This is a genomic window from Kamptonema formosum PCC 6407 (genome assembly GCF_000332155.1).
GTDB lineage: Bacteria > Cyanobacteriota > Cyanobacteriia > Cyanobacteriales > Microcoleaceae > Kamptonema > Kamptonema formosum.
In genome coordinates this window covers 1,649,706-1,661,533 of sequence record NZ_KB235903.1, presented here as the reverse complement: position 1 = coordinate 1,661,533, position 11,828 = coordinate 1,649,706, and the positions used below count along the sequence as shown (strand labels likewise).

The following is an 11,828-nucleotide window of genomic DNA, read 5'->3' as shown; positions in this document are numbered from 1 at the left end:
AGTCTATCTCATTACTGGGATTTAAGGAGCCTATGAGCCAGATGCCGAAAAACATAGCTCAGTTGTATAATACGGACTTTGTGGCATGGACAGAAAAAACGGTGCATTTGCTTCGTACTGAGCAATTTAAACAGGTAGAATGGGAAGCTGTTATTGAGGAAATTGAAAGCTTGGGTAAATCGGAGCGGCGGGAGTTGAAAAGTCGATTAGAAGTGTTGTTACAGCATTTACTAAAGTGGCAATTTCAGTCTAGTTTGCGAAGTAGCTCTTGGCGAAATACGATTGATGAACAACGCAACCGAATTGAAGATTTACTGCTAGATAGTCCTAGTCTTAATCCCGCTCTAGAAGAAGTTTTAGGCGAGTGCTACCGCCGGGGTAAAAAGGCTGCTACCAATGAAACTGAATTACCTCTAGTTACTTTTCCTACAGAGTGTCCCTACACTATTGACGAAATTCTAGATGCTGATTTTTTCCCAGATGCTATTAATCTATAGTCCCATTATCGCGCAAATTTTGACTCAAGTGCAAGCTGAAATATTGGCGGTACAATTCACATCTCGGACTGCACTCATTACCTTGTAATTTTACTAACCCTAAACTTTCTAATTTAAATGCCTGCATCGTTTTTAACTGTACCGAAGAACTCGCCATAACTACTTCTCTCATTCCCGCCGTCAATTCTGGATACTGTTCCAAATTCCACAACTGCCTGCGTAGATGATCGCTATAAACTCCACCTTCTCCAAAAGCAGTTTGCTTGAGCTGTTCAAGGGTCAAGTCCTGCCGTGAAATGTGATATAATGCTACTCGCACTAGATAAGGATTTCCCCCCACAATTGCCATTAATTCTAATACTTCTTGCTCTGACCACTTCAAATCATGCCGCTGCGCTAAATCTGCGATTTGTTGAGCGTTAAACTCTGGTAATTCCACTGGCAACCCCACATTGAAAGGGGATTGATTGATATTCATGGGAATGTAAACTTCTGTGGAGTGAACTACAATTAATCTTAGTTTTTTCCAAATCTCTCGACGTTTTGATTCTTCATGCCAAGCTCGTAGCAATCCCAAGAAATCTTCAGCAATATCCGTATATTGAAAAATACGGTCGATTTCATCTAAACCTAAAACTACCGGACTATCGATTTGCGGCAATATATACTTTTCAAAGTAATCTTTGCAATTAACTTTACTGCCAAAAATATCATCCCAATAATCATCTAATTGATTCGGCAAGTTCAATTCTCGCCCGATATAAGCGCAAAACCACTTTAAAAATTTATCTAAATTTGCAAACACGCCTTTATCTACTAGCTGAAAACTCAGCGGAACGGTGCAATAACCTTGACGTGAAGCGCTATCTAAAATCCGAGAAAGTAAAGAAGTTTTACCCATTTGTCTCGGAGCTTTAATCCGAATTAATGCACTTGATTGCAAAATTGTCTCATAGCAACGTTCTTCAATTGGTGGCCGTTCCACATAAAATCTAGAATTTACATCGACTTGTCCCCCCGGCAATTCTGGTTCTGCCGTAGGTAAAGGAATGTCATTACTAACTGTAAAGTCCGTATTTACCTGGTTGCTGTCAGGTTTAGCAGAATTGTGGTCGCTTGGGTCAAGGGTGAGCCCAAAAGTCGCGAATAACTGGCGAATTTTGCTGAGGTCGGCTCCATCTCGGCCCTGCCGAATTTTGCTAACAGTATCAGCGCCGACACCCGACTCCGCCTCTACCTCAGCCAGCGTGCCTTTGAGGTTGTTCTGGTCAGACCACTCCTGAATCGCCTCATTAATTTTTTTCAACCCAGAGGCGGTAAGAATTCGACCGCGATCGCGTTTTGACTTGAGCACTTCTCTTTTACCGAAAACCGAGTTTAACGCCTTAACTTGGTATTTTAGACGATTTTAAGGGAGATAGGAAACTCGCCCTAATTTAAGGAAGTTAATTTTTAGCCACATTTTTGACACTAACCGACTCAAACCCTCTCCAGTCAGTAGTTGTAAGGTTTTCAATGATTTCCCCTAAAAATATTTTTTAACTCCCTAATCTCCTGCGCGGAACCCCTCTCCAATTTTTTAAAGTAGTGACATCAAGCAAACAGGGAATACAAAATGAATATTTTACGCAGACTGGCAATGGCTGCTTTCGGTACCGCCGCTATCTTCACAATCAATACTTTAAATCAAGCTGCCGCAGCTTATAAATTTGACCAAACAGAAATTGACCAAAACAGCGTTGTTGCCGTTGCAGTTCCGCGCGGTTTAGGCGGCCACCAACTGTTAGTTTTAGAACAAATATCTAAGTCGCGTTCTTGCTGGAGCGAAAGCGGTTCTAACCCCGTTACCATCGATCCGTTGCTGTTAAATTTTGACTTCACTGGTCTTTGCGGCCGCGCCACAGATAGCAATGGTTATTCTATCCGCATGGCTGGTACTGATTTGGCATTAAAATATAGTTTAAGTTTGCAGAATAATGGCAGCGATGTTCTGCTTGTCGGCAGTCCTAACGACCCAAATTATCAGCCTGTTGTGATTGGTAGAACGCGCGGTGTAACTGGCGGTTTCATGAAGGTTTTTCTCGATCCAGAATGGCGTTTTGCTAAACGAGCTTATGACGGTAAAACCCTCGGACACTTTTATTTAGCCAGCAATCAAACTGCTCCGGGAACTGTAAATAATGGGACTGATACACCGCCTATTACTACTGCTTTTAAAGATATCAGTAGCGATATCTATTCTAAAGAAATTCAACAGGCTGTAGAGTTGGGATTCGTTGCTGGATTCAGCGATAATACCTTCCGCCCTCAAGAAGCTTTAACTAGGGAGCAATTGGTATCTTTAGTATTGGAATCTTTGAAGCGAGTCAAGGGTGCTAATTTAAGTATTCCCACTCAAGTATCATCTCGTCCTTATGCTGATGTTGAAGCTTCCCGCTGGAGTGCTGCTAAAATCAAATTTGCACAGGATAATAAGATTGTCAGCGGCTATGAAGATGGGACGTTTAAACCGCAGCAACTTGTCACCCGCGCTGAAATGATGGCAGTGCTAAGAAAAGCAGCAGAATTTGGTTTGACTTTGCAAGGTCAATCTCCCAATTTATCCCCCACACAACCAGTTAAAACTTTCTCAGATACCCCCAATCACTGGGCCGCTTCCACAATTAATCAAATGTCTGGTTATTGTTCTATAGCTTCTCCTTTGAATGAAAGTGGCAATCAGTTTTTCCCAGATGCCGGAGCGAAGCGTAATTATGCAGCCGCAGCTACTTTACGAATGCTCAATTGTGTTTCTAAGTAGTAGTTAATTGCTTTCGGTGAATAGCGCGATCGGACTTGTCATTTTTGATTTCACTATTCACCTAAATCGGCCCAAGAGTTAACAGATAGAACAGTTCTTTAACAACCCAGGTAACAATCATGGAAACTATTCTTTGTTCACCTCTAGCTACCCCTAATCAATCTGAATCAGTTAAGGATAAGGATAATTGCGATTTAGATAGCTGCATTGCATTAGCTTGGTTGGAGTTAGTAGCATTAAATGCAGATGCTTTGACGGGAGATGATTGGCTGGCTTTGTGCGATGATATTGATACTGGCGAAATCTATCGAGACTGGTTTTTGTGGCAAGATATGGAAGTTAGCGGCGAATGGGAAGCTTTCGATCATTTAAGCGATCGCAGATTTGCATTCCCAGAAAAAGCTTCTCTCAAAGCTTTGATTGACAGGATAGAGGATGCGAGAAATTCCGCGATCGCACAGCTTGAATTTTGCTAGGATACCCTCTATAAGTCCCCCGAAATTCGGGGGATGACGACAGCCGAAAGCTAAAAAAAGTATTTTTGAATACAATTTGCGGGAAGTCCAGCTCTAAAATATGTAGTTCGAGGATGCGATCGCAAATTTTTCTCACTCACTCCATTTTGCCGACAGACGTGCTATAATTCAAAAAAGCGAGGGCACGTAGCTCAGTGGATAGAGCATCAGATTCCGGTTCTGAGGGTCGGGGGTTCAAATCCCTCCGTGCTCGCTTAGTTAGCAAGGCAGGCAAGCCACCCCGCATTTCCCCATTTCCCGCTTGCCTGCCATTTTTCTTGTCACATAGAAGAAGGGGCTAGGGGCTAGGGGCTAGGGGCTAGGGAAGAGAGGGAGGGGGAGCGGGGGAGCGAGGGAGCGAGGGAGCAGGGGAGATGGGGAAGGTAAGTAAGAGGGATTAGCCATTAGCCATTACCAATTACCCATTACCAATTACCCATTACCAATTACCCATTACCAATTACCCATTACCCTTATATTTCTTCACCATCCCCCCCTTGACCTTGAACACCTTTAATAATCCGAGATAACTCACTCTTTTCATTAAAACTAATCCGAGTTGGAGAACCGCTAATAATCCGTTCGTAACTGCGGAAAGAGTCTCTAATTTCCGGCCCTTTCTCCGTAATTGTATACTCCCGAATACCCTTATCGTGCCAAGAACCACGCATTTTGAAAACATTAATAGCGCGGGACATTTCTCCTCGGATTTCCACATACTGAAGCATGATAATCGTATCAGTAATCGTAGAAATATGAGAATCCGTAATTGAATTAGAGCCCATGAACTGATCGCTTGTATTCGTGAAAAAGCCAGTTATTTCCTCCTGCTTAGCAAAACCAGTCACGCCGATCACAAATTGCCGGAAAGAATTATTACTAACTCCCCGCGCTAAAGCTGATAGGGAATCAATAGCAATTCGAGACGGCTTAAATTCAGCAATTTCTGATTTAATATTTTGCAAATGGTCTTCTAAACCTGCCGATTCCGGGTAGGTGCAAAGGATTCTCAGCAGACCTTTTTGTTCCATTTCCTCAAAATCAATTCCCCAAGAATAAGCATTGCGAAATAGCTGAGCGCGAGACTCTTCATAAGCAAATAGCATAGCGCGATCGCCATTTGCACAAGCATTTTGCAAAAACTTACTCACCAGCAAAGTTTTACCCGTACCAGTAGCGCCAGTAGCTAAAATAATCGAATCTTTGAAGAAACCACCACCGCACATTTCATCGAGAGTTTTATCCCCAGAAGAAACCCGGACATTAGAAGAACGTTGAGTTAAGCGCATTGCACCAAGGGGGAAAATATTAATGCCGTTATTCGTAATCGTAAAAGGATACTCCCCTTTCATGTGAGTTGTCCCCCGCAACTTCAAAATTTCCATCGTGCGACGACGGCGTTCCCCTTCCAAAACGTTGCGGACAATCACTACATTATCTGAAACAAATTCCTCTACTCCAAACCGCGCCACAGGGCCATACTCTTCTACCCGTTCAGTGGTCATAATCGTAGTAGCACCAACTTGTTTTAGTCGCGCTACTAGACGAAAAATCTCCCGCCGCACTACGGAGGCCGCATCATATTGCTGGAAAACTGCCGTTACTGAATCAATAGAAACTCGCCGAGCTTTATATTTCCGAATCGCGTATTGAATGCGCTCGATTAAGGCGGATAAATCAAAATTTCCGACAATATCTTGACCTTCTGGATCGGGAGAAGCATCTAAAATAAACAGTTTGCCTTCGTCAATTAAGCGTTGCAAATCCCAACCGAAACTGTAGGCATTTTTAATGATATCTGTGGGAGATTCTTCAAAGGTAACAAATACCCCCGCTTCTTCAAAGTTCATGATGCCGTTGTAGAGAAATTGCACGGCAAATAATGTCTTTCCAGTTCCCGATGTGCCGCTGACTAAGGTGGTTCTGCCAATAGGCATTCCTCCGTGACTTATATCATCGAAACCCTCAATCATCGTGCGAATTTTTTGAACTCCTGGGGTTACTAATACTTCGTGATGCAAAATTTGAGTATTATTATCCATATTTTGTTTTTGTTTTTTGTTGTTAATTGTTGTTTTTAATTAGAAAGCTATTAGGATCAACAATGTCAATTATCACTATTGTATATTTAGTGTTGTTCTATATTTTGTTTTATAGAAAGTCACTCAAGCTAACAGTTTTAATTGTATTAATTGTTGTAGCTATTTGTTGACGATCGCTTAGATTCTATCGTGTAAGTTCATGTCTTCTTCGCGCAATTCTTCATAGAGTAAATCTAGTCCAATCAAAACTTTTTCTCTGTCTGATAAATCACCAATAATTTTTCTGACTGGAGGTGGCAATATTTTAGCCAAAGTCGGCGTTGCCAAAATTTTGTCCTCTTCTGCTAGTTGAGGGTTTTTGAGGACATCTATCACTTTGAGGGCGTAGACTCCCAGAAATTCTTGCTCTAGAATGTCCTTGAGTGTTTTCAAAGCCCTTACAGAGTTGGGAGTATTCCCAGCAACATAGAGTTTGAGAACATAGGTTTTCTTCAGAGGGGTCATAAATTTTGCTCAGACTATCAGTTGATAATTGGTGATTGGTGATTGATAATTGGTAATTGGTGATTGGTAATTGGTGATTGGTAATTGGTGATTGACAACAATTAACAGTTAACAGTTAACAGTTAACAGTTAACAGTTAACAAAAATCAAGAATCTCTGGGAATTGAACGTCTGTACATCTCGCACAAGTGTGCAATCGCATCGATTAGTGTCAATCGGTAGTCTAGTAATACTTCCTCACTACGACCTTCTAATTTTAGCTGGTTGGCAAATTCATCCATTAATTCCATGTGAATTTCTACAATTTGAGTAACAGAAATGTCGGCAAAAAAAGCTACATTTACAAACTCATCTATTTTATTATTCAGCGTGGAGTCTGGGGAAAAATAATTCAAAACTATCTCACGATAATTTGACTGAAGTTGCTCCAAGAGCTTTTGCCTCTCTGCTGAAGGCAGATTTCGGAAGAAAAACTGGGAATTTCTCTTATAGTACACACCTAAGTATCCTAATCGCTCCCGTAATTTTTCAGCAAGCCTCCGCTGCTGGCGATGGAGCAAACTTTGAGAAGTCAATTCCGCAGTCGGATCGGTAGTTGAGGCATGGCCTCTAGCTCGAACCGGGACAGAGAGATTGAGAAATCGGGTCATCGCCTGGTCAATGAAGGAACTGAGATCGCTTAACTTGGCGATCGGCAACTTCACTTCAGCAGCGTGGTAAAAAAAATGGAGGTTTTCCTCGTGGCTATCCTCCGAGGTCATCGCCTGATTCTCTGGCAGAAGTTTAGCGTCTTCTGAATTTGCCTCCGCTTCCAAGATTACGACTGGTAAGAATATGGAATGTTCTTGTAGTTGGCTAACTAGCAAGTGTAACTCTGGGTAAACCTCGAATACAAGGCAATCGAGGTGGCTGTTGCGCTGGATGAAGTCCAAAAATCCCTCTGGGGAATTACTACGCATCAAAATGTAGCGATTTCTGTCCAAAAGCTTGAGGACAGATGTCGCGAGTTCTTCAGACCGCAGAAAAATACAGATAGAAAGCTCGGAACGCAAAGCTGTATTTGGCTCAATCCCGAAGTTGCCAGACAGTGCTGAATCGGTCAGTTTTGGTAACTCCTTTGCAAACACATAATATTACATAAAACATTTAAACACTAATTGTAACCAATCTTAACTCCAAAATTGATTCGATCCCTGTTAGAGAGCGATAATTAAAACTGTACCCTTGGGAGCAGCCTTTAACAATCCTCAGCAAGATTTCAGGCAAAGAGCTGGAGTCTTAAAATTATTCCTAGCTAGATTAGATAGCCCAGGTCTATGATTATCCCAAGCATCTTGCTGGACTCGCTAGGTCGCTCTGCGGACTGAGATAGGGATAAGGCAGATTTCGAGGTCGGCCCCTATTATTTAGCATCAATTGTTGCGCTACTTCTGATTTCCAGCCCTGACCACCAAGTTTCTCATGTCAATACCCAACCCGACTCTCCAAAATTTTATCGAACCCGTGCCGCTGTGCTTCCCAACTGCGAGACTGTCCGCAGTGCGGTCAATTTTCAGGCAAGCCAAGTGCGATCGCGTGGCAGTAGTCAACGATTTGCAGCAGCCTTTGGGGTTAGTCTATCTCCGTAGTTTAATGTTTGTCTCCCCAGTTTCGGATCGCAGAGGTGGCTACCATGCTAAATCACTGTCGGAACTGAACTTTATAGTCGAACCTATGCTAGCTGTATCGGCTCTTATGAGTTTGAGCGATTTCTGGCTGTGGCTGCGACAGCAACACTCTCAAGCGCAGCTCAAAAACCAGGAAAAAAACGGCGAGTTTAATTATTTGGCAGAGAGTCGAGAAAATTGGGGACTAGAAAGCGCAGGTAGGGATATGTCTGGCGAGGCGATCGCAGATTTCTCCACCACTGCTGACTTACTGCCGGCTCCCAACCTGGCTCCCATAGCCTTGATCGAGCCTGATAGCGGTAAGTTTTTAGGATTGCTCGACAGCCTACAGTTGCTAAAATTTATGGCATTCGAGAACAGCAACAAAGGCGGGAGCCGAGAAAGGGTGGAGTCGGCAAAAACTATTAAAATTGAAGAGCAAACAGGACTTAGATATCGCTCAGCGCCAAGAACCCCGAACATTGCTCCCCTTGTTGAACGGCCGAATGTCGCGGTTCCAGGGAATGTAGCTCTCACCCTCAATTCCTTTGGACAACTGCTCGAACAACTGCCTTTACCTTTAAGATTGCTCAGCAACGACGGGCAAATTATTACTCAAAATGCAGCTTGGAAATCCCTGTTGGGAGCGGGCCCAGAACCTGCTTTGCAGGCAGCAGAAACAGGGAGTAATTCTGCTAAACCCTTCTCCCATTCCTCAGCCTCCGTTAGCAGGAATGCAGGAAATTCCGTCCCCGAAGATGGCAGGAACTGGGGAGGAACAGCCTTAGCCCAAGAAGATAGTAGCTGCTCGGGGCCAGCGTGCGCCATAGCCCAACCCTTGGCTTTCTCAACCTCAACCGCTCCTAGTTGGTGCGCGATCGCTGCAAAACCCGATAACTACACTTGCACATCTCCCGCCCACCAAGGCAAAGATCGCACCTGGCAATTTGTCAAACAGCCACTCTCAGAAACACTAACTCTTGTCTTAGCGCAGGATGTAACCGAAGAACAGCTAGTAGCCAAAGAACTCGCAGCTAAAAATGCCGATTTAATTCAGCTCAACCGACTTAAAGACGAGTTTTTAGCCTGCATCAGCCACGAACTGAAAACACCGCTGACAGCAGTATTGGGGCTATCTAGCCTCTTAAAAGACAGAGCGATCGGAGAACTCAACGATCGCCAAGCTCGCTACGCCAAGCTGATCCACCAGAGTGGTCGTCACCTGATGACAGTAGTCAACGACATTTTAGATTTGACCCGGATGGAAACCGGTCAAATGGAACTAATTGTCGAACCCGTGCAAATTGCCGCAGTTTGCGATCGCGCCTTTGAAGGAGCCAAGCTACTTCAGCAACAAGAAGACAAACCAACCGCAGCCAGAGATGACCCCACCAATCGCGACAGCACATCGGGCAAATCAGACTCCCCAATAGACTTTACTCTGGAAATCGAATCAGGATTAGCCCATATTGTTGCTGATGAACTGCGACTGCGCCAAATGCTCGTCAACCTCTTGTCCAATGCCCTCAAATTTACAGCCCCAGGCGCAGCAATTGGGTTGAAAGTTAACCATTGGGAAGGCTGGATAGCTTTTACAGTTTGGGATACAGGCATCGGCATCCCCGCTGACAAGCAACACCTAATCTTTCAAAAATTCCAACAGCTTGAAAGCCCCCTGACTCGCCGCTTTCAGGGTACAGGGCTAGGATTGGTCTTGACTCAACGCCTAGCTCGCCTCCACGGAGGAGACGTTTCGTTTATTTCCTCCGAAGGGCAAGGTAGCCAGTTTACTCTGCTTCTACCCCCTTGTCCTCCAGGTAAAACAGATGGGAAGCGAGGGAGCCGGGGAGCCGGGGAGCCGGGGAGCAGGGGAGCAGGGGAGATCGAAGATGAAAATCTGCGCTTAGTCTCCTCATTCCCCCGCCCCCGCGTCCCTCCACTTAAGAGATCCCCTGTCGGCTTGGTGTTGATTGTTGAAGCCGTCCCCCGGTTTATTGAAGATTTGAGCAACCTCCTGACAAATCTAGGCTATCGGGTGATCGTCGCCCGTTCCGGTACTGAAGCTCTAGAAAAAGCCCGTAGATTTAGCCCAGAAGTAATTTTTATCAACCCCCTACTACCATTGCTATCCGGTTGGGACGTGCTGACATTACTCAAAACTGATGCCGATACTTGCTCTATACCCGCGATCGTGACCGCTACACGGGGCGAAAAAGAACGGGCCAAACTCAACCGAGCCGATGGCTTTTTAAGCTTGCCAGTTAAAGAAGCTACACTACTTGAGCAACTCAGGGACTTGACACGGGCAGAGCAACCAACTGCGGATGCGTTCAAGAGTTCCCTTACTGTTTTATTATTGAGTCCTCTCAACAGTTCCTTTCACGCTGCCTCGTTCCTAGTTCACCCTTCTTACTGCCGGATTTTAGAAGCAGATGACCTCGATCAAGCCGAACTCCTTGCCCGGATTTGGCATCCTAACGTGATGGTATTGGAGGGTACGACACAGTTACAAAACCCTTCCGCTTTTGTCGAAGAACTAAGTCGGCGCAGCAGTTTGGTCAGCATTCCGCTTGTAACTTTAGATTCTGTGACTACCTCTGTTGCCAATCAAGTCAAGGGATTATCAGTATTTCCATGTTTAGCAGCAGGCGATCGCACTGCTGTCGGGACTGCCGACACATCCCAGCAGATGCCCTCTGCCTTATGGCAAGTAATTCAAGTGGCGGCGGGTATCACTTGCAAACCCTCGATTTTACTCGTTGATGTCTCCTCCCTCTCAGATTTATTACAGTCTGCTGAGCGAGAAGGGGAGCGGGGAAATGGGGAAGAGGGGCCAGAGGGGAAAGAAGGGGAAATTTCAGACTTTTTTAACTCTAAGCTCAAAACCCCAAAGCGTGGCGAGGAAAGAAGCCATCTCTCTAAACTCGAAACTCCAAACTGCGTTAGCGAAGCCTACCCGCAGGGTTTAGCGTTGCGAGGCGCGAAGCGTGGCGAGGAACGAAGCAAACTCAAGCCATCTCTGCCAACTCCCAACTCTCCCTCTTCCCAAGTTACTCATCCCCCGTTAACATTCCCCATTCCTAATTCGCAATTACCAGTTCCCAATTCCCAAGCTTTGATTCAGTACCTCCAAACGGCAGGATTTCGAGGTGCGATCGCAGGCTCTTGGGCTGAAGTTTTGCAACAGTTGCAATATCAAAGTGTTGACTTGCTGTTAATTTGCTTGCGGGAGGACTCATCGTCATCTCTAGTGCAGGCACTATCTAACTTAAGACAAATGCCTGCCAAACCTCCTATCCTCGTACTGGATTATCGCTGCCAGACAAACAGAGAATCGCCAGCGATCGACTCTATTCTGGGGGAAATAGCTGCTCAACTTTTGTCCTCTTCCCTGTCGGTAGCAGAGTTACTACAACAAATCGAACAATCTCTCAATGGTAGTTACAAACACAAGAGTTAAGCGATCGCTATGAGGGGAAGCCAGAGTAAACGCAGGGCGGTTTCATTCTCTTGTAGGGGCAATCCCCCTGTGGTTGCCCCTTTTGGGTTTGGGGCAGGCACGGGGGCACTGCCCCTACAGAAAACCTGTTGATCTGAGAATGAAACCGCCCTGCATCTCCCCCTCTCTTTCCCTAGCCCCTAGCCCCTAGCCCCTTCTTTCCCTTCTTTCCCTAGCCCCTAGCCCCTAGCCGCATAATTGACTAGAGTGAAAGTAGAAAAAAATGTGAATGTTAAAAGTAAGGCATCTCGAAAAATTACGCCCCTTTGGGATTTGCCTTGCCCAAGACTCGTTCACCCTATAGTTTGTTGGAATGAATGTTGCT

The 11,828-nt window shown here is 44.9% G+C and carries 8 protein-coding genes and 1 tRNA gene; 5 read left to right on the top strand and 4 right to left on the bottom strand.

From position 1 onward, the window contains the following. Window positions 1–41 precede the first annotated feature (41 nt). Window positions 42–497, top strand: a complete 456-nt coding sequence (locus tag OSCIL6407_RS0112215) for a DUF29 domain-containing protein (RefSeq protein ID WP_019487269.1) — start codon at window positions 42–44, stop codon at window positions 495–497. Here the strand turns inward: OSCIL6407_RS0112215 and OSCIL6407_RS0112210 are convergent. Continuing rightward, window positions 487–1,851, bottom strand: a complete 1,365-nt coding sequence (locus OSCIL6407_RS0112210) for an AAA-like domain-containing protein (protein ID WP_007356123.1) — start codon at window positions 1,849–1,851, stop codon at window positions 487–489. The genes OSCIL6407_RS0112215 and OSCIL6407_RS0112210 overlap by 11 nt on opposite strands. A 261-nt stretch (window positions 1,852–2,112) precedes the next feature. Here OSCIL6407_RS0112210 and OSCIL6407_RS0112205 point away from each other — a divergent pair, with 261 nt between their 5' ends. The 3 genes from OSCIL6407_RS0112205 to OSCIL6407_RS0112195 all read left to right on the top strand — a co-directional run bounded on the left by OSCIL6407_RS0112205 (window position 2,113) and on the right by OSCIL6407_RS0112195 (window position 4,026). Next, window positions 2,113–3,297 (top strand): DUF3747 domain-containing protein, encoded by a 1,185-nt coding sequence (locus tag OSCIL6407_RS0112205; protein WP_007356122.1) that lies wholly within the window; start codon window positions 2,113–2,115, stop codon window positions 3,295–3,297. Window positions 3,298–3,416: 119 nt separating this feature from the next. Further along, window positions 3,417–3,773, top strand: a complete 357-nt coding sequence (locus tag OSCIL6407_RS0112200; protein ID WP_007356121.1) for a hypothetical protein — start codon at window positions 3,417–3,419, stop codon at window positions 3,771–3,773. 180 nt (window positions 3,774–3,953) lie between these two features. Continuing rightward, window positions 3,954–4,026: transfer RNA gene (locus OSCIL6407_RS0112195), tRNA-Arg, on the top strand. Between the two features lie 259 nt (window positions 4,027–4,285). Here the strand turns inward: OSCIL6407_RS0112195 and kaiC are convergent. The 3 genes from kaiC to OSCIL6407_RS0112180 form a co-directional block, all read right to left on the bottom strand. Continuing rightward, a complete protein-coding gene (gene kaiC / locus OSCIL6407_RS0112190; protein ID WP_007356119.1) occupies window positions 4,286–5,854 on the bottom strand; it encodes a circadian clock protein KaiC in 1,569 nt (522 codons plus the stop codon). A gap of 177 nt (window positions 5,855–6,031) precedes the next feature. Further along, window positions 6,032–6,358, bottom strand: coding sequence for a circadian clock protein KaiB (gene kaiB, locus OSCIL6407_RS0112185; RefSeq protein WP_007356118.1), 327 nt, complete (start codon window positions 6,356–6,358; stop codon window positions 6,032–6,034). Between the two features lie 146 nt (window positions 6,359–6,504). Further along, entirely contained in the window at window positions 6,505–7,485 is a 981-nt protein-coding gene (locus OSCIL6407_RS0112180; protein ID WP_007356117.1) for a circadian clock protein KaiA, read from the bottom strand. Between the two features lie 334 nt (window positions 7,486–7,819). Between OSCIL6407_RS0112180 and OSCIL6407_RS0112175 the strand changes: the two genes are divergently transcribed. Then, on the top strand, window positions 7,820–11,464 hold the full coding sequence (locus OSCIL6407_RS0112175; RefSeq protein WP_007356116.1) for an ATP-binding response regulator: 3,645 nt from the start codon (window positions 7,820–7,822) through the stop codon (window positions 11,462–11,464). Window positions 11,465–11,828: the final 364 nt, after the last annotated feature.

Excerpts from the sequence above, each read along its gene's own strand:
- OSCIL6407_RS0112175 (WP_007356116.1), top strand. The coding sequence starts at position 7,820 with ATGTCAATACCCAACCCGACTCTCCAAAATTTTATCGAACCCGTGCCG.
- kaiB (WP_007356118.1), bottom strand. The coding sequence starts at position 6,358 with ATGACCCCTCTGAAGAAAACCTATGTTCTCAAACTCTATGTTGCTGGG.
- OSCIL6407_RS0112200 (WP_007356121.1), top strand. The coding sequence starts at position 3,417 with ATGGAAACTATTCTTTGTTCACCTCTAGCTACCCCTAATCAATCTGAA.
- kaiC (WP_007356119.1), bottom strand. The coding sequence starts at position 5,854 with ATGGATAATAATACTCAAATTTTGCATCACGAAGTATTAGTAACCCCA.
- OSCIL6407_RS0112205 (WP_007356122.1), top strand. The coding sequence starts at position 2,113 with ATGAATATTTTACGCAGACTGGCAATGGCTGCTTTCGGTACCGCCGCT.
- OSCIL6407_RS0112215 (WP_019487269.1), top strand. The coding sequence starts at position 42 with ATGCCGAAAAACATAGCTCAGTTGTATAATACGGACTTTGTGGCATGG.